We start from the raw sequence: 18,451 nt of genomic DNA, 5'->3' as shown, positions 1-18,451 counted from the left end.
GATGCGAAACCTGACGAAGGTCCTTGTCACGATGGGCTCCGCGGCGACGGTCGGCCTCGTCGCCGCCCGCGCGCGCGCGCAGGCGATGGATGTCGAGCCGCCGCTGCCGAACGTCCTCCTGCTGGTCGACACGTCGGGCTCGATGGAGAAGACGGTGGCGGGCGGGGAGCCGGACTGCAACCCGCTCACGCCCCCCGCCTCCGAGGCCCTGAAGAGCCGCTGGGCGAAGCTCGTCGAGTCGCTCACCGGCCCGATCCCGGATTTCTCCTGCTACGCGCAGCCCCGCACGCAGTCCGAGTTCATCGACGAGTTCAGCATCGACGCGGAGCCGCCGTACGACGCGAACTACTACATCCCGTTCCATCGCCTGCTCTCCAACGGCTGCACGCCCAGCCCCGGGGCGACCCACAACGACGTGGCAGGGCACAGGTTCGACGACGCGGCCGTCGCCTGCGCGTTCCCCTACGACGCCCCCAACGGCCTGCTCGACGTCTACCAGGACCGGATCCGGTTCTCGCTCATGACGTTCGACACGCTCCCCGACGCGCGCACCGGGCTCGTCGGCGGCGTGCGCAACGCCCAGAGCGGCATGCGCGGGATGTGGAGCTACTTCCTCGAGTTCCAGAGCGGCGCCGGCTACCCGGCGCGGGGCAACCCGCCCGACTGCGCCGTCGAGAACATGGAGGTCGGCGCCAAGAACCCGGCGGCGCCGCTCTGGGAGGGGCCGCTCGTCCCCTTCCCGACCTACGACGCGGACATCACCGAGGTGCGCGCGCGCAATGAGCGCATCCAGAGAGCGCTCCTCGCGACGCGGCCGTACGGCGCCACGCCGCTCGCCGGGATGCTGTCCGACGCGCGCGACTACATCCTCAACGAGGCCTCCCTCTGGGAGGGCCAGCCGCTCGGGCCGCGCGACGATCCGTACATCAGCGGCGGCTGCCGCAAGACCTCGATCGTGCTCGTCTCCGACGGCGAGCCGAACCTCGATCTGCGCCCGACCTGCGCGCAGGGCCCGGGCCCCGGCCCCGAAGGCACGGGCTGCCCGTACGAGGAGCCGCACGTCATCGCGCACTCGCTCAACACCCACGTGAACCCGAACCGGCGCGTCAGGACCTATGCCGTCGGCTTCGGCCTCACCACCCAGGCGCGGCAGGAGCTCAGCGATCCGACCTTCGACTGCGCGAGGATCTCCAGCACCGACTTCCTGCCCGCCGGGCGCTGCGACAACGCCACCGGCGCGGTCAAGGCGTGCTGCACGCTCTCGCGCATCGCCATCGAGGGCGGGACCGACCGCGGCTACTTCCCCGACGACGCCAACGAGCTGTCCGCGGTCATGTCGCAGATCTTCGCGCGCATCTCCGCGAACTCGACGAGCCGCACCCTCCCCGTCTTCGCGATGGCGACCTCGACCGTGAACAACGGCAGCGACGCCGCGGGGGTCGCCTACCAGTTCGGCTCGTCGTTCAGCCCGCCGGCGGACGGCTCGCTCTGGTGCGGCAACCTCGAGCGCAAGCGCTACGTCTGCGAGTCCGTGAACGGCGTGATGACGACGCAGCTGAAGGACGTCGACCCCAGCAAGGGCGACGATTTCGCGGCCAACGTGAGCTCCAACGATATGTCGCGGCCGCGGAGGTTCCTCAGCGTGATCGGCGATCTCGACGTCGCCCAGCAGCGCGTCTGGTCGCAGCGGACCATCCGCCCCGCGGCCGCCTCCGAGGACGGGCTCAGCGACTACACGGGCACGGTGACCGGCAGCGGCGCGCCTGCGACGGCGCAGGCGTTCGCGGACGCGCTCTCCAGCGCGCCGCGCGCGCTCGGCCTCAATCCGAGCTCGGGCACCGTCCCCTCGCAGTGCTCGGGCGGGCTGCAGGCGACCACCGCCGAGGTCTGCGCCGAGCGCATCATCGAGTGGGAGACCGGCGAGCCGATGGCCGCGAACGTCCCCTCCCGCGACGGCAACGAGCTCGGCAGCATCTACCACTCCACGCCGGTCGTCGTGGGGCCGCCGCGCGACTACATCCCCGACGAGTCCTACCGGCTCTTCGCGGAGCAGCCCGCCCAGGCGAACCGGCCGCTCGTGCTCTACACCGCCACGACCGACGGGCAGCTCCACGCCTTCCAGGTGACGGCCGCGACCGCGACCGACACGCTCAAGGTGGACCGGGTCCAGAACAACGAGCTCTGGTCCTTCCTGCCGCCCTACGTCCTTCCTCGCCTCCTCGATACGTTCAACCAGCAATCGATCCTGCTCGACGGCGCGCCCGTCGTGAAGAACGTCGTCTTCGAGCGCACGTCGGCGCAGATCAGCGACGCGACCGCGTCGTGGAGCACGGTGCTGCTCGCCGGCGGCGGCGCGGGCGGCGGCTTCTACTACGCGCTCGACGTCACGAACCCCGGGACGCCGCGGTTCCTCTGGCAGCTCTCCACCGACAAGGCCGGCAACCCGCTGTTCGGCACGTCGACCCCGACGCCGGCGATCGGCATGGTCGAGATGGAGGACGACGGCGAGATCCGCGAGATCGCGGTCGCCATCCTGCCCGGCGGCTCCGCCCCGCTCGACACGAGCCAGAGCTCGTGCACCCGGAAGGGCACGACGAACCCGCTCTTCGATCCGACGGGCGGCCTGTCGGTCCGCGGCTCGGTGCGGTGCTGGGGCACCGCGGGCAGCGGCGGCTCCGTCGGGCCGGCGCGCTCGCTCACGATCGTCCGGCTCGACACCGGCGAGGTGCTCCGCACCTTCCGGGGCCTCCCCTCCGAGGCGCCGGCCGGGCTCTCGTCGCGGACCACGGAGGTCGACTTCGACTCGCCGATCACCGGCGTCCCCGTGCCGTTCCCGGCGGGCGTCGGCGAGGTCGCCGAGCGCATCTACGTCGGGGACGCGGACGGGACGCTCTGGCGCGTCAACCTGTCGAGCACGGACCCGGACGAGTGGAGCGTGTCCCTCGCCTGGGACGCGTACTCGTTCACGCTCGACACCGCGGCGAGCAGCCAGCCGATCCAGACGACGCCGATCGTGAGCACCGACGCGCTCGGCAACACGGTCGTCCTGTTCTCCACCGGCGATCAGGAGTCGTTCACGGCGGGCGGCGGCATCGAGACGCGCGTCTGGTCGATCACCGAGCGGCCGCACGACACGAGCGTGCGCATCTCCGAGAACTGGGTCGTGCCGCTCACGAACGGCAAGCGCGTGACCGGGCCCATCTCCCTCTTCAACGGCTGCGCGTACTTCGCGACGTTCACGCCCGTGGCGCCCGGGACCTTCGCGTGCGCGGACGGGTTCGGCTCGATCTGGGGCGTCGACTACCTGCTCGGCCAGTCGGCGACCCCGGCCGCCTACCCGAACGCCTGCCTCGTCGTCGATCCGCTCGCGCCTCCCCAGCACTTCGAGGATCAGGCGCCGGGGACGATCGTCTTCGGCGTCGCCGTGACCCAGAAGCCGACGTGCACGAAGACGGAGGAATACACCGACGCGTACTTCGGAACGCAGACGATCATCCGGCAGTCGACCCCGCCCGAGTACCAGCTCGTGTTCCACACCGGCGCCGCGGGCCAGGAGGACGCCCAGGGGGGCGAGACGCGCACGACCACGAGGGCGCTGCAGCCGCCGCGCAAGGTCGTTAAGATCGACTCGTGGGCGACCATCCTCGAATGAAGCGCGGCGGCCTGTCGCGCGCCGCGGCGCTCGCCGCGGCCGTCATCTGCGCGTCCGCCGCGTCCGCCGCGCCCGCCTGCCGCGGCGACGCGCCGGCGCCGGCGCCGCCGCCGGCGGCGAGCGAGGCCTCGGCGCCGAGGCCGCCCGTCGACCAGGCGCTGCCGGGCGAGCTCGCCGAGGGCGCCGAGCAGGCGTTCGGCCTCCCCATCCCGCGGCGCATGAAGGTGCGCGCGCGCTTCCCCGACGCGGTCTTCGCGGTCGGGGAAATCCCGGCCGAGCGGGTGGCCAATTACGTGCGCACCCGCGTGCTCGCCGGCAACGTCGAGACCGGGCCGGCGAAGACGATTTTCTCGCGCGCGACCGTGAAGAGCGCGCCGCAGCGGATGCTCCGCGTCGAGGTCGTCTCGCGCGCGCACGTCTCGGAGCTCGTCGTCCGCGACGAGACCCGGCCGCCCCCGGAGCGGGGGCTGTCCGTCGAGGAGCGCTGGCGTCGCAACGGGCTCACGCCGGACGGCAAGGTGCTCGACCCCACCCGCCTCGAGTGAGCGCGCGACGCCGGCGGCCTCGACGTGGTGCGTCGCGGGACGCCGCCACGCCAGTCGACATCCCCGACCTTTCGAAGTAGATCGCGCCCGTGTCGACCAAGCCGCTCCCCACCGCTCCGCTCCGCAGGACCCCGCTCTACGACGAGCACATCAAGCTCGGCGGCCGCATGGTCCCGTTCGCCGGCTGGGAAATGCCGGTCCAGTACAAAGGCGTGACCGAGGAGCACCGGGCGGTGCGCACCGCCGCCGGGCTCTTCGACGTCTCGCACATGGGCGAGATGATCCTGAGCGGCGAGCACGCCGGACGGGTGGTCGACCACCTCGTCACGAACGACGTCAAGAAGCTCGAGGACGGACACGCGCTCTACACGTGCGCGTGCAACGAGGGCGGCACGATCCTCGACGATCTCATCGTTTACCGGATCGACGCGCGGCAGTGGCTCATCGTCTGCAACGCGTCGAACCGCGACAAGATCGCGGCCCACTTCCGGGGCGCGGCGCAGGGCCACTGCAGCTTCGAGGACGCCTCGGACCGCACGGCGATGATGGCGCTCCAGGGGCCGAAGGCGCTCGACATCGTCGCGCTCGCGGGCGGCGACGGCCCGGCGCTGCGCGAGCTGCCGTCGTTCCACTTCCGCGACGCGACGCTCGCCAACGTCCGCTGCACCGTGGCCCGCACCGGCTACACCGGCGAGGACGGCATCGAGATCTTCTGCTCCCCGTCCGACGCGCAGCGGCTGTGGCGCGCGCTGGTCGAGCTCGGCGGCCCGCTCGGCCTCGAGGCGACGGGCCTCGGCGCGCGCGACACGCTCCGCCTGGAGGCGCGCCTGTCGCTCTACGGCAACGACATCGACGAGACCACGAACCCGATCGAGGCGGGCCTCGGCTGGGTGGTGAAGCTCGACAAGGGCGATTTCGTCGGGCGCGCCGCGCTCCAGCGCGTCAAGGACGAGGGGCCCGCGCGCAAGCTGATCGGCTTCGAGATGGTGGGGCGCGGCATCGCGCGCCACGGCTACCCGCTGCTCGACGAAGGCGGCGCGAAGGTCGGCGTGTGCACGAGCGGCAGCCCCGGGCCGACCGTCGGCAAGAACATCGGGCTCGGCTACCTGCCGGCGTCGATGGCCAAGGTGGGGACCGCGTTCCAGGTCGACTGCCGCGGGCGCACGGTCGAGGCCGTCGTGGTCAAGACCCCGTTCTACAGGCGGGCCTGACGCGCGGGCGCGCGTCGCGTGCGGCGCGCTGACCGAGCGGCCGCGAGACGAGCAGAGATCCAGGTTGGCAAAGGGAGAAGAAGTCCATGGCGAGCGATGATGTCCGAACGGACCGGCGGTACACGAAGGACCACGAGTGGGCCAAGCAGGAGAACGACCACGTCGTCGTCGGGATCACCGCGTTCGCGGTCGATCAGCTCGGCGACATCACGCTGGTCAACCTCGACGTGAAGCCGGGCGACACGATCACGGCGGGCACGGCGTTCGGCACGATCGAGAGCGTCAAGACGCTGAGCGACCTGTTCGCGCCGCTCAGCGGCAAGGTCGTGCGCGTGAACGGCGAGCTCGAGAACCGCCCCGAGCTCGTCAACGACGACTGCTACGGCAAGGCGTGGATGATCGAGGTCGCGCCCTCGGACCAGGGCGAGCTCGGCGCGCTCCTGGACCCCGCCGCCTACGCCGAGCTGCTGAAGACCGCGGCGCACTGAGCGCCGCGCCCCCCGCATCACCCTGCCCGCTGCACAACACCATGCGTTACCTGCCCCATACGCCCGAGGAAATCAGCGAGATGCTGCAGGCCGTCGGCCTGTCGTCGCTCGAGGAGCTCTACAGCGCGATCCCGAAGGAGGCGCGCCTCACGCGCCCGCTCTCGATGGATCCGCCCCTCGACGAAGCCTCGCTCATGCGGCACCTCGAGGAGCTCGCGCAGAAGAACCGCGCCGGGCGCATGCTCTCGTTCCTGGGGGCCGGCGCCTACGAGCACCACTTCCCGCCGGCCGCCGATCAGCTGCTGCTCCGCAGCGAGTTCTACACCGCCTACACGCCGTACCAGCCCGAGGTCTCCCAGGGCACGCTCCAGGTGATCTTCGAGTTCCAGACGATCGTGAGCGAGATCCTCGGGCTGCCGGTCGCCAACGCGTCGATGTACGACGGCGCGAGCGCGCTCGCCGAGGCGGTGCTGATGGCCCGCAGGCTCACGGGGCGCGAGCGCACGGTGCTGTCCGAGGGCGTGCACCCCGACTACGTCGGCACGGTCGAGACGTACGTGCACGGCATCGGCAGCGGCAAGGCGTCGCTCGCCCGCGTCGACGTCGGCCGCGACGGCGCGGCCGACGTGGAGGCGCTGACGCGGGCGATCGACGAGACGACCGCGTGCGTGGTGGTCGGCTATCCGAATTTCTTCGGCGTCGTGGGCGACATCCGGCGGGTGGCCGAGGCGTGCCACCAGAAGGGCGCGCTGCTGATCACGGTCACGCTCGATCCGTACGCGCTCGCGCTGCTCGAGTCGCCGGGCGCGCTCGGCGCCGACATCGCGGTGGCGGAGGGCCAGCCGCTCGGGCTGCCGCCGCAGTACGGCGGGCCGAACGTCGGGCTGTTCGCGTGCAGGAACGACCGCAAGTACCTCCAGCAGGTGCCCGGCAGGCTGGTCGGCGAGACGGTCGACAAGCACGGGACCCGGGGGTACGTGCTGACGCTCGCCACGCGCGAGCAGCACATCCGGAGGGAGCGGGCGACGAGCAACATTTGCACGAACAGCGGCCTGTGCGCGACGGCGGTCACGATGCGGATGTGCATGCTCGGCAAGCGCGGCTTCGTCGAGGCGGCGCGGCAGTGCCTCGCGAAGGCGGAGCACCTCAAGCGGGAGATCGCGCGGCTCGACGGCTACGCGCTGCCGCTGCCTTCGCCGACGTTCCACGAGTTCGTCGTGAGGGTCCGCGGCGGCGACGCCGGGAAGCTCACGCGGGCGCTGGCCGAGCAGGGCATCATCGCGGGGCTCGATCTCGGGCGGATCGACGCGCGGCGGCGCGACGAGCTGCTCGTCGCGGTGACCGAGCGGCATAGCCGCGCGGACCTCGATCGGCTCGTGGAGGCGCTCGCGGGGTTCGCGGGCTGAGGCGGCGAAGGCGCGGCGCGCTCGATGGCGCGTGCGCCGTTGCCCCTTGCGGTGCAGCGTCGGAGATGCCGCACCGCAGCGTGGCCGAACCCGCGCCCTGCGCAGGAGCGCCGGCAGGACGTCGCCGCGCGCTGACGAAGGCGGTGAGCGCTCCCCTGCGTTCGAATCGCTTCCCCGGCGCCCGAGCCACCCGTTTCAAGGCTTGAGGTGCCTTCTCGGGCGCCGAGTGAGCAATTTCAAGCCTTGATCCGCTCCGCTGGCCCGCCGGGCCGGCGATCTCAAGCCTTGATCCGCTGCGCCGGCCCGCCGAGTCGGCCGTCTCAAGGCTTGAAAGGGCCGACTCGGCGCCCGAGTCGCCCGCTGCAAGGCTTGCATCAAGCCTTGCAGCGGGCCGCAGGGCTCACGCGTCCAGCGAGGGCTGCTTGGCCGCCCCCGCCGGTGGACGGGGTGGTTCGCGGCCGGCGGGGGCCTGGAGCGGTGCGCTACGCGTGGTGCTCGCTGCGCTCACGGGCGGCAGCGCGGCGCAACCGCCCAAGGCGCCCTGATCCCGCGCAGGTTCGGCGCATCCTTCACGCGATGGGAGGCGCACGCCTCGCGGACCTCCGCGACCACGCTCTCGTGCTGCTCGGGTACGTGGCGCGGCTCCGGCCAGCCGAGCTCGCCGCCATCGACGTCGACGACCTCGTCCTCGCGGAGGCCGGATTGGAGCTGCGCCTGACCGGCCAGCCGGTGCCGATCCCGTTCGGACCGAGCGAGCGGACGTGCCCGGTCCGGGCGCTGACGGCCTGGACGAGCAGGGCGCAGCTCGTGACGGGGCCGCTGTTCGTGGCGATCGACGCGCAGGACCGCCCCGGAGGACGGCTCTCGGGGGAGGCGGTGGCCGCCGTCGTCAGGGACCGGGCGCGGCGGGCGGGGAGCACCGCGGCGTGAGGGGTGGCCAAGCCTGTAGGGGGTGATTGTGCCGCGTGGGATCGTGGTCAGTCGTCCCAGCATCCCTTGAGGCGAAACGACGCTGACTCGAGACGTAATATGGCACCGTCGAACGGCCGGAAGAGGTCGCACGGACCGGCGGATACGTCGGCCTCATAGGGATCGTTGCGCTGAACCTCGATGGTGATCGAGCACCCGCCCTGATAGGTGGTCCCGGCGATCTCCGCCGTTATGTGTGGATGTCCCGGCTCGTCCATCATATCGAGCGTCTCGAACTTCGCCGTATGGTGCTGTACCCACATGCCCAGGTATCCAGCTCCCAGCGTGCAGATCCCGGAAACGGTATCGTCTGTCCCAATCACCGGCCGCTTGCCGCCGTCACCGGTGTCGATGATGAGCTCTTCTCCATCGAGGGCTACCGTGACGATCCCTGCGACGCTCGGCGGATCTGCGATGCAACAAAGGCAGGCCGAAGCTGAAACGGCCCCCAGGGTGATCATGGGCCAACGCATGGGCATCTCTCCTGAGTTCGGTCTACGATGGACAGCCGTAAGTCGCAGGAATCGCGGGAGGAGATCCTCCTGGAGGGCAACACAGGACACGTTCGCGTCCACCGTCTTCAACGTAAAGCCATCGGTTTTCGTACCCTTGCCAGCACACTCCGTCTACCAAGCTGGGGATCACGCACAAGGTGAACCCAGACGGGATTTCTTTCTGCACGACGCCAGCGCACGCTCTCGCCATCGAGCCCGATGACGGCTCGGGATCGAGTCTGATGCCATCCCAGAGGACATCGCGCGCCTCCGGGCAGGCTGGGACGTCGTCCCTGGGCCCTTCCCAGAGCCACACCGCATGAGCGCCTTCGCGCGGTCCTCTCTGACTGCAATCGGGGTCATCCGGATCATCTCCACAGGAGAGCGCGCCGACCGAAACGATCAATACCGTCGCGGGAAATCGCATGTCGCTGGGCCTCCTGCCTAATACATCGCGTCAGCGCCACAGCTCACGTCGCCGCGCTCGCAAAACGGCCGCTCGGGGGTGAATCGCGTCACCTCGCCCCGGCTCAGCACCGCAGTCCGGCGCGGATGGCTCAGCCCACGCGGCGTGCCACGCGGAGGCATCGCACGCGCTTCCCGCGCCTCGCCGGCAGGGCTTGCGCCGATGGCGCGGCGGGGAGCGGCCGGCGGCGAGACCGCGATCGGGAGCTTCCGCGCAGCGGCGACGATCTGCGCGCGGTGCGAGAGCCAGGCGAACGTCGCGCACGACACCGCGAGGGCGAGGGCGGTGAGCGCCACGCCGAGGCCGGGCCATGCAGCGGTGACGCGCGCCGCGCCGGCGATGGGCATCGAATACTTAGTCGGCATGGAGGGCTCCCGGCTCTGGCTCAACACTTGGATTGCTTCGGCGGCCATTGCCCTTTCAGGATGGCTGGCACGCCCTCGGGCCAGAGAAGCGAATCCTCGTACTTGATTCCCCGCGCCTCCGGGTCTTCGTACGCGTCCCACCCGCACGCGGGCTCCTTGATGCCTTCATGCTCGACGAGAGCCCTGGAAATATCCACGATCTCCTGTGGCAACTCAGGCTGTCTCCACTGCTCGAAGAGCTCACGCAGGCGCATCGCCAGTGGCAACCGGAGCTCGTAGTGCACGGGCTGATACTGTGGCGCCGCGACGCGACCGCCCTTTTCCACGTAAGAGATGTAAATGTCCAGCAGACGCAGGACGTGGTCGCGAGGCTGCACGCGGCTGAACCTGCTGTAGACCCGCGGCGAGGCGAAGGCCCATAGCCAATAGGTAACGTTGATGACATCGGTCGTGTTTTCGACGACCTCTCTGCCCTCGCCGCTCGTAAACGTCAGGGTATTTCCGTCCTCGAAGGTGATCTTCATCGCTCTTTGCTCACCAGTAGGTACAATGCCTGTCGCCGGGGCCCCAATGCGAAACGAGGATGTACGCTCCAGCGACGATGTTGCCGTGCTTGAGACAGCCATAAGCGCACCAGGACTTAAAAAGCATGTTCCCGAGCCCCCATGGGCACCACGGGCACTGAGCGTCACCACAATGTGTCACCATGCAAAACGCCTGCTCGCCATTGTATGGACACTCGGTCGTCTGAGGGCACGCGTACGGCTCGTTGAAGCACGCGAAGTCCGGATAGACCCCATCATTCGCAGCCAGCGTAACGGCCTCCGGTGTTTCGCGCCGCATCCCATCCTGCCGGCTCGTATTGCTCGATCAGCGACTCGATCGCCCCTGGATCGATCGCCGCTGGATCAATCACCTGGGATTCGACGAGGCTCGCGACCATCACCGCCGCGTAGGATGTCGCCATGGTCTTGAGAGCGAGCTCCTGGGGATCGACGTTCAGCAGCTCCTCGTACGCCTGCTCCTCCGGGGACAGCGGCTCGTCGCCGACCACATCGGGCTCCGAGCCGCCTCCGGGCTCACTCTCCTCGTCAGGGCGCTCCGCCGGCTCGTTCTCCGCGGGCTCGTCTTCTATCTCGTCTCGATCCGCCGGTCGGAGGTGGATGGTGCATGCCGAAACCAGCACGGCAAGGATGCCCCCTGTCAACACCAACGCGAGCGCTCGACGCGTCCACAGCTGCATGCTGCCCCCCTTGACGCGGCGCATTCTACGGACGCTCGTGGAGGGCATCCATGGACGCCCCTCCCGCTCGACGTATCAGGGATCTCCTGAACCTCCGCGCCTCTTCGTCGCGGATCGGCGTGCGCTGTGCGAACCACAGCGGGCGCGCCCGCGCGCACATCCAGGCGCCCCCGGCGGAGCGCCGATGGCCCCCTCCGCCGTGCTCAGAGCACGTCCGGCGCGGGCGGCGCGGCGGGGCTCGGCTTGACCTTCGCCTTCGCCTTGCGGTGTGCCAGGCCCAGCCCTCTCTGGCTCGGCGCCGCCGTCCTCTGCCCCCTCTCCCTCGTCGGCCGCCGCCCCGCCGCCCGACGCGATGTCGACGAGCTGCCGTAGGCGGCTGCGTTCTTCTTTGGTGGGGCGGAAGCGCCTCATCGGGCGAAGACGCCGGGGGCCGCCTGCCGCGACCGGGCGGCGGTCAATCGCAGGTCCGCGTGACCGGATTGCAGTAACACGTGATGCACTCGCTGTCCCTCGTGCACGTCTCGCCGCCCAGGGAAGTGCCCGTGCACGACGGGTCGGGCGGCGCCTCGGGGCAGAGGGCCTCGCCGAGACCGGCGGCGCCCGAGCAGTCGCCGCACGCGAGGTTGAGACAGTCCGCCGTCGTGATCGAGGTGAACGACGCCGTGCCGCAGTGCGCGGGGCTCGTGCAGGTCTCGACCGAGTTCCCCTGGTAGAGGCAGGAGCAGTTCGTATCCTGGGAACAGGCTACGTATTGATCGCAGCAAAAGACCTTGGCACACGCGATGCAGCTATCGTCCGCCTCGGTCAGATCGCAGGACGTGACGCCCTGGGGTCTGTACTTCGGCGGCTTGAAGATCAAGGGGGCTCTCGTGTTGCCGGTGTTCGTGCACGTCGTGCCGACGATGTTTTGGTCCTGTGGTTTCAGCGTCGCGATTGCCTTGGCATTTGCACGGGCGATCGCAGTCTGCATATCGCTGGCACACATGGTAAGCATCGGCCATGTGGCACGGGGTAGCTGCGATGTTACATAGCCACCTGGTTTCGCCAGCGGAGCATTGTGGTGCCATGTCGCACGCTGGCAGGGTCGAGAGCGCGATGAGGACCTGGCTCAGGGTGCACCTGCGTCCACCAAATCCGATGGCTTCACTCCGTCCGGTTGACACACGCATACTCCGTTGTACTCCTCTTCGTGCCAGTGGCAGAAGACCCCATTGGGAGGCGGACATCCCATAGAGAAGCACTGTTCATGGTAGAGACACCTAGGATTGTTCCGGTGCTGATAGAAGAACCATTCCCGCGAGGCGTCACACCCGACCAAGGCCAGCACAAGAACGGTGAGAACAGGATAGACTTGACGGTACATTGGCATCTCGTCTGGTCCTCGGGGCGCTCGAGCCCAGGCTGCGCGCTGGGGGAGGATCGACAGTCTGATGGCCCCCGGTCAGGGCGAACCCGCGTCCATCAGATCCGATGGCTTCAATCCCAGCCCATTCTCCTGGCACACGCAGACTCCTTTCTGTATTCTTTCGTGCCAGACACACAGGACTCCATTGGGTGGCGGACAGGCCATCGAGAAACACTCCTCGTGGTAGTGACACCTGGGATTGTCCCGGGTTCGATACAGGGACAACTCCCGCTCGGCCCGACACCTGATGGAACGCAGCATGAGGGCCGCGAGGAAGGGGGCGCATGGCGGCGCCTTCAGCGCGGCGCCGAGCCATCCCTTGCGGAGCTGGCCCTCCGCGCCCCTGTCGAACGGACGAGAGAACGCCCTCCGCAGGCCACGCCACGCGGCGACACCCCTCCGCGTGTGACGACCGATCACGCGGAGGGAAACGAGAATGAACGCCGGGAGGAGAACCGCGAGCGCAGCGATCACTCCCATGGCCACCCCTCTGGCCGCACGCTAGGCACGCGCCGCTTCGCCGGTCAACCGGCTTCTGCCGTGCCCGTGCGCCCGGTCCTCGATGGCTCGCTTCCCGGCTCGCTAGCTTGCCGTCGTATTTTAAGGAGAGGCCCTCGCGCGCCCCTCAGCGCGAGGCGACGTCCCTGCCGCGCTCCTGCGCAGGGAACGGGTTCGGCCACACCGGCAGGAGCGACTGGCGATACACGGTGAGCCGCAGCAGATCGATGCCCGCGATGGCGCCGAACGCCATCGCGTCGTCGGTCCCGTAGCTCCCCTGGAGCGACAGGCTGATCCCGAGCGGCGCCCCGAGCGTGAGCGCGCCGGCCACGCCGGTGGAGCCCGCCCCCCAGAAGCGCTGGTAGCCGCCCACGTCGAGGGCGAGGCCGAGCTGGCCGGCCTGGAAGCCGCGCGTCGCGACCCGGGCGAGCAGCGCGAGATCGATCCCGCTGTCGAGGAGCGGCGTCGCGCGCACCAGGCCGCCGACGATGACCGGCGCGTCCGGCGTGGTCCCGACGCCGATGTCGAGCGAGAGCGCGCCGTCTAGGACGAGATCGCGGTCCCCCTGCTTCCAGCCGACCGCGCCGGCGCCGACGAAGGTCCAGGCGGAGGCGTCCGCGCGCGAGGGCGAGGACCAGGCGAGCGGGGCGAGCAACGCCCCGAGGGCGAGGAGACAGGCGATCGGCGAACGCACGCGAGCGAGCTACCACGAAGCGCCGAGCGGCGATAGGTCAGGGCGCGCCGCCCCGCCGCTCGACGATCCGCCGCGCCACGAGCGCGGCCACCTCGGGGTCGAAGAGGAGCGTGTTGTGCCCGCGCGCCTCCATCACGCGCACCTCGAAGCCCGGCAGCGCGTGCGCGATGGGCGAGCGGACCAGCGTGTCGGCCCCCGCGACGATCGACAGGTGCGGGACGCTCGACCGCGCCGTCCCGAGGAGGACGCGCCGGAGGACCGGGCTCGAGGCGTCGAGATCGCGCGCGCCCCCGAAGCCGAGCAGCGCGGCGCGCGGGATGCCGCCGAACGGGCTCGCCATCGAGATGGTCTGCACGATCCGCGGGTCGCCGACCTCCTGCGCGAAGAAGCGGCACACGATGCCGCCCATGCTGTGGCCGACGAGGTGCAAGCGCGCCCCGCCCGGCAGCGCCGCGACGAGGGTCGCGAGGCGCGCCGACAGCTCCTCGACGCCAGGCCCCGGGGCGTACGACATCGTCGCGGTGTGCACCGACCCCGCCGGAGGCTCGGCCCGCGCCGGGACCGGCCGGCCTTTCGCCCGCGACGCGGACGCGTGGCGCTCGATCGCCGTCCGCAACGGCCGGAGGACGCCGGCCGACGCGAAGAGGCCGTGCAGGATGATCACCACGTCGTCGCCGTCGCGCGTCCCGGCAGGGATCACCGGCGCGAGGGTGTCGTACGGCAAGAGGACCGCCTGCCGCGCGAACGAGGCCACCTCCCTGCCAGCGGTCGCCGCGAAGGCCGACGCACGGAACCACCTCACCACGTGGTGGCTCTTACCATGGATCCGTCGCGCGACCCCGCCGCGCCCTCCCGACGCGCTGCGTCCCGGCCGATCACGGCCGCAGCAGCCAGACATGGAAGCTGCGGAACGTCCCGAGGAGCGAGCGGATCCGGATCCGATCGCCCGGCGCCACGTCGCGCAGCGGCACGCGGATCTCGGACCAGCGGCCCGCCGGGCGCTCGGGCACCTCGACGCGCGCCTCTCCGCCCGCGTCGCGCAGGGCCGCGACGCCGAGCGCGATCGGGCCGCCCCCGTCGGTGCGCAGCGCGAGCACGGCAGGCCCCCGGGCGAACGCGGCCGCGGCGCCGACCGTGAACGACTGCTCGCGCCCCTCGGGGATGAGCCTGCCAGCGTCGAACCGCGGCGCGCCGTCGCCGCCGCCCGGCAGCACCGCGCCGATGACCCAGCCGGCGCGCGGCGACGGGAAGGCGTAGCCGTGGGCCCGCTCGTCCATCAGATCGGCGATGTCCACCTCGTCGATGACCCCGGCGCGGCGCTCCCCCGGCGGGGCGAGCGCCGACCAGTCCGCCTCGTAGATCACCTTCTCGTCCGCGGCGCACATCACGTTGTCCTCGATCTTCACCGCGTCGACGCGCCGGCCGAAGACGTCCGCGAGGCCGCCCCACCAGGAGGGGTACAGGGCGAAGACGTCCGGGCGCTCGGCCGGGTCGAGCCGCTCGATGAGCTCGACCACGGCGGGCACGCCGTGCACCGAGGCCCGCGCGAACGGCATCCCCCGGTACCCGCCGAGGCCGAGGCCGTCGATGGCGGGGATGCCCGACAGGTACGGGATCGCGCCCGCGTCGCCGAGGAGCACCCGCCGCGGTCGCGGCGCGCGCGCGGCGAGCCGCCGCGCGACCTCGACGTGCTGGCCGGCGATGTTCGCCGAGGCGCGGGCGAAGTGATCGATCTGCCGCGCGAACCCCGCGGACGGCGCGGCGAGCGCCGCGACGGCGAGCGCCGCCGCGACGCCCGCGGCGAGCCGGCCCCGCCGCGCGAGCGCGTGGGCCCCGAGCGCCGCGGCGACGAGCAGCATCACGAGCGACGGGGCGGCGTAGCGGAGGTTCTGGTAGCGCGCCGTCGCGTTGAGCGCGACGAGCAGCAGCGCGCCGTAAGCGCCGAGCAAGAGCGGCACGGCGACGCGCCGCGAGCGGCGATCGAGCGCCGCGACCGCGCCGAGCAGCGGCAGGACGAGGGAGAGCCACGGGCCGCCGAGGGCGCTCTCCAGCGCCTGCACCCGCAGCGCGGCGAGGTTCTTGATCACCTCCACCGCCTTCTCGAGCGGCGTGGGGTACGGGTTCGAGAGGAGGAGCTTGCGCACGGCCCCGGCGGCGCTCCACTCGCCCGTGAAGGCGCGGTTCGCGGCGGCGTGCGCGCCGAGGAGCAGCGCGGTGGGCAGCGACGCGCGCGCGAGCGACGCGGCCGCGCCGAGCGAGCCCGCGGCGTGGGCGACGGCGACGGCGAGCGGCGCCGAAAGCGCGATCGCCTCGGGCCGCGTCGCGACGAGCAGCGCGGCGAGGAGCCCCGCCCGGAGCTGCTCGGCCGGGCGCCGCGCCGGCGGGGCGAGCTCCGCGCGCCGCACCGCGACGAGCGCCCGGCCCAGCACGGCGCCGAGCAGCGCGACCTCCATGCCGGAGAACCAGCTCCAGTCGAGCAGCGGCACGGCCACGACGAAGAGCGGCGCGACCCACGCGACCCAGCGGGACGAGGCGGCGCCGGGCCCGCCGCGCGGCTCGAGGAGCCGCCGGAGCGAGCGGCACAGGTCGAGCAGCGCGGCGCAGGCGAGGAGCGCGGCGAAGAGGCCGAGCCAGGCGCCGCGGAAGCCGAGCAGGTACCCGGGCGCGAGGGCGAGGGGGTACGTCAGGCTGGTCCCGCCCGAGGAGTAGCCGTTGCCGGGGATCCACGAGAACGGGTGGCCCAGGGCCGCGGCGCGGGCGAAGCCGAAGTGGATGTAGACGTCGTCGAGCGGCGCCGGCCAGGCGCCGCCCGCCCTCTCGAGCGCGGGCCCGTAGAACGCCGCGGCCGCGCCGAGGACCGGGATCGCGGCGCTCGCGTGCCACAGGAGCAGCCTGATCCGGGGCGCGCGCCTCACGGCCCGGCCGGTACCACGAAGGGGCCGGGACCGGGCGGCAATTCTGGCTAGACTGCGGGCCATGGTGCTCAGGGCTGTGGTGGATGAATCGGTGGACGCCGCCCACTGGGAGGCGGTCGATGAGGCGGCCGAGCTCCTGCAGGAGGAGCAGGTCCAGGAGGCGCTCGTCGCGCTGCGCGACGTGATCAAGGCCTCGCCGTCGAACCCGTACGCGTACAACCTGCTCGGGCACGCGCTCTACGAGCTCGGCCAGCTCGAGCCGGCGCGCGACGCCTACCGCGCCGCGGTGCGGCTCGCGCCGAGCTTCCTCGGGGCGCGGGTGGCCCTGTCGCACGCGCTCCGGCGCCTCGGCGACACCGACGGGGCGATCGCGCAGGCGAAGGAGGCGCTCCGCCGCTTCCCGAAGGACGGCGAGGCGATGCACGCGATGGGGCTGGCCTACGCGGCGCGCGGGAACCGTGCGCTCGCTCGCAAGCACCTCCAGGGCTTCCTGGACGCGGGCCCGGAGGTCGAGGCCGCGATGGAGGTGCGCCAGATCCTCGAGATGCTCGGCGTCGGGGACGACGACGAGCCGCTCCAGTTCGAGTAGCCTCTCCCGGGGCGCGCGGCGCGCCTCGGAGGAACGCGATGGCGACCACCCCGCACTTCGATCTCATCATCATCGGAACGGGGCCGGGCGGCGAAGGCGCCGCCATGACGGCCGCGAAGCACGGCAAATCGGTCGCGGCGATCGAGCGCTACACGCGGGTGGGCGGGGGCTGCACCCACTGGGGGACGATCCCGAGCAAGGCGCTGCGCCGCGCGATCTACCACATGAACCTGGTCAACCAGAGCCCCATCTACAAGCGGATGGATGTGGTCCCGGAGTACCCTTTCGCCGAGCTCCTCGCGACCGCGAACCACGTGATCGACGAGCAGGTCGACCTGCGCGAGAGCTTCTACGATCGGAACCGCGTCCAGCTCATCCCGGGGCAAGCCCGCTTCGTCGATCCGCACACGGTCGAGGTCGAGGGCGACGGGGGCCAGCGCCGGCGCTTCACGGCCGACACCTTCGTCGTCGCGACCGGCTCGCGCCCGTACCGGCCGGACGACATCGACTTCAGCCACCCGCGCGTCTTCGACAGCGACACGCTGCTGCGCATGGATCAGACCCCCCGCAGCATCACGATCTTCGGGGCGGGCGTCATCGGCTGCGAGTACGCGTCGATGCTGCGCAACATGCAGATCGCCGTGAACCTCGTGAACACGCGCGCCCATCTCCTGGAGTTCCTCGACGACGAGATCACCGACGCGCTCGGGTACCACTTCTGCGACAAGGGGATCCGCGTCCTCAACGGCGAGGAGCACGAGAAGGTCGAGGCCACCAAGGAGGGCGTCGTGCTCTCGCTGAAGAGCGGGAAGAAGCTCCGGAGCGACGTCTTCCTGTGGGCGAACGGGAGGACGGGCAACACGGCCGATCTCGGCCTGGAGGACCTCGGCATCACGCCGAACAAGCGCGGCCAGCTCGAGGTCAACGAGACCTTCCAGACGAGCCAGCCGCACATCTACGCGGTCGGCGACGTCGTCGGCTTCCCGGCGCTCGCGAGCGCGAGCTACGACCAGGGCCGGTTCGCGGCCAGCCACATCTGCGGCGACGCCGACGAGAAGCTGGTCCGGGACATCCCCACGGGCATCTACACGACGCCGGAGATCTCGTCGCTCGGCAAGAGCGAGCGCGAGCTCACGGCGGAGAAGGTGCCCTACGAGGTGGGGAAATCGACGTTCAAGACGCTCGCCCGCGCGCAGATCACGGGCCAGCAGGTCGGGATGCTGAAGCTGATCTTCCACCGCGAGACGCTCGCGCTGCTCGGGATCCACTGCTTCGGCGAGAACGCCGCGGAGATCATCCACATCGGGCAGGCGATCATGTCGCAGCCGGCGCCGAACAACACGATCCGGTATTTCGTGAACACGACGTTCAACTACCCCACCATGGCCGAGGCCTACCGGGTGGCGGCGCTCGACGGGCTCGGGCGGGTGTTCTGAGGGCAGGGCGGCGGCGCTCGGAGGGCCGAGAATCCAGGGGCTATCCGTAAAATCGACGGCCCCTGGGTTGGCATC

General features: G+C 71.0%; 16 protein-coding genes. 8 read left to right on the top strand and 8 right to left on the bottom strand.

Features of this window, described 5'->3' with window-relative positions:
* Position 1 precedes the first annotated feature (1 nt).
* The 6 genes from WMF20_RS11620 to WMF20_RS11595 all read left to right on the top strand — a co-directional run bounded on the left by WMF20_RS11620 (position 2) and on the right by WMF20_RS11595 (position 8,232).
* Positions 2–3,652: a hypothetical protein gene (locus WMF20_RS11620; protein ID WP_437613242.1), complete on the top strand. Its 3,651-nt coding sequence runs from the start codon at positions 2–4 to the stop codon at positions 3,650–3,652.
* Positions 3,649–4,197, top strand: coding sequence for a hypothetical protein (locus WMF20_RS11615; protein WP_437613240.1), 549 nt, complete (start codon positions 3,649–3,651; stop codon positions 4,195–4,197). The genes WMF20_RS11620 and WMF20_RS11615 overlap by 4 nt, the downstream gene beginning before the upstream one ends.
* Before the next feature lie 89 nt (positions 4,198–4,286).
* The gene (gcvT, locus tag WMF20_RS11610; protein WP_437613238.1) at positions 4,287–5,408 is read left to right on the top strand and encodes a glycine cleavage system aminomethyltransferase GcvT; all 1,122 of its coding nucleotides are present in this window, start codon (positions 4,287–4,289) and stop codon (positions 5,406–5,408) included.
* Between the two features lie 86 nt (positions 5,409–5,494).
* Positions 5,495–5,896 (top strand): glycine cleavage system protein GcvH, encoded by a 402-nt coding sequence (gene gcvH, locus WMF20_RS11605; RefSeq protein ID WP_437613236.1) that lies wholly within the window; start codon positions 5,495–5,497, stop codon positions 5,894–5,896.
* Positions 5,897–5,937: 41 nt separating this feature from the next.
* Positions 5,938–7,302: an aminomethyl-transferring glycine dehydrogenase subunit GcvPA gene (gene gcvPA / locus WMF20_RS11600; protein ID WP_437613234.1), complete on the top strand. Its 1,365-nt coding sequence runs from the start codon at positions 5,938–5,940 to the stop codon at positions 7,300–7,302.
* A gap of 576 nt (positions 7,303–7,878) precedes the next feature.
* Entirely contained in the window at positions 7,879–8,232 is a 354-nt protein-coding gene (locus WMF20_RS11595; protein WP_437613232.1) for a hypothetical protein, read from the top strand.
* A 47-nt stretch (positions 8,233–8,279) separates the two neighbouring features.
* On the opposite strand, the gene WMF20_RS11590 is transcribed toward WMF20_RS11595, so the two are convergent.
* From WMF20_RS11590 to WMF20_RS11555, 8 genes are all read right to left on the bottom strand, one after another.
* Positions 8,280–8,732: a hypothetical protein gene (locus tag WMF20_RS11590; protein WP_437613230.1), complete on the bottom strand. Its 453-nt coding sequence runs from the start codon at positions 8,730–8,732 to the stop codon at positions 8,280–8,282.
* 477 nt (positions 8,733–9,209) lie between these two features.
* Complete coding sequence (locus tag WMF20_RS11585) at positions 9,210–9,623, bottom strand: hypothetical protein (protein ID WP_437613228.1); 414 nt, start codon at positions 9,621–9,623, stop codon at positions 9,210–9,212.
* Positions 9,617–10,120 (bottom strand): hypothetical protein, encoded by a 504-nt coding sequence (locus WMF20_RS11580; RefSeq protein WP_437613227.1) that lies wholly within the window; start codon positions 10,118–10,120, stop codon positions 9,617–9,619. Before WMF20_RS11580 ends, WMF20_RS11585 begins: the two co-directional genes overlap by 7 nt.
* A 275-nt stretch (positions 10,121–10,395) precedes the next feature.
* The gene (locus tag WMF20_RS11575) at positions 10,396–10,839 is read right to left on the bottom strand and encodes a hypothetical protein (RefSeq protein WP_437613225.1); all 444 of its coding nucleotides are present in this window, start codon (positions 10,837–10,839) and stop codon (positions 10,396–10,398) included.
* A 454-nt stretch (positions 10,840–11,293) separates the two neighbouring features.
* Complete coding sequence (locus WMF20_RS11570) at positions 11,294–11,698, bottom strand: hypothetical protein (protein ID WP_437613223.1); 405 nt, start codon at positions 11,696–11,698, stop codon at positions 11,294–11,296.
* Positions 11,699–12,869: 1,171 nt separating this feature from the next.
* Entirely contained in the window at positions 12,870–13,436 is a 567-nt protein-coding gene (locus WMF20_RS11565) for a hypothetical protein (protein WP_437613221.1), read from the bottom strand.
* Positions 13,437–13,473: 37 nt separating this feature from the next.
* Positions 13,474–14,241 carry an esterase/lipase family protein gene (locus tag WMF20_RS11560; protein WP_437613219.1) on the bottom strand — a complete coding sequence of 256 codons (768 nt, stop codon included), beginning with the start codon at positions 14,239–14,241 and terminating at the stop codon, positions 13,474–13,476.
* A gap of 70 nt (positions 14,242–14,311) precedes the next feature.
* Positions 14,312–16,351, bottom strand: coding sequence for a hypothetical protein (locus WMF20_RS11555; RefSeq protein ID WP_437613217.1), 2,040 nt, complete (start codon positions 16,349–16,351; stop codon positions 14,312–14,314).
* Between the two features lie 61 nt (positions 16,352–16,412).
* Between WMF20_RS11555 and WMF20_RS11550 the strand changes: the two genes are divergently transcribed.
* Both WMF20_RS11550 and sthA read left to right on the top strand, forming a co-directional pair.
* Entirely contained in the window at positions 16,413–16,940 is a 528-nt protein-coding gene (locus WMF20_RS11550; protein ID WP_437613215.1) for a tetratricopeptide repeat protein, read from the top strand.
* Positions 16,941–16,978: 38 nt separating this feature from the next.
* Positions 16,979–18,376, top strand: a complete 1,398-nt coding sequence (sthA, locus tag WMF20_RS11545; protein WP_437613213.1) for a Si-specific NAD(P)(+) transhydrogenase — start codon at positions 16,979–16,981, stop codon at positions 18,374–18,376.
* Positions 18,377–18,451: the final 75 nt, after the last annotated feature.

The sequence above is a fragment of the Sorangium sp. So ce834 genome, from assembly GCF_051521425.1.
In the GTDB taxonomy this organism is placed as follows: Bacteria; Myxococcota_A; Polyangia; order Polyangiales; family Polyangiaceae; genus Sorangium; species Sorangium cellulosum_D.
This window is presented reverse-complemented; position numbering and strand designations above follow the sequence as displayed.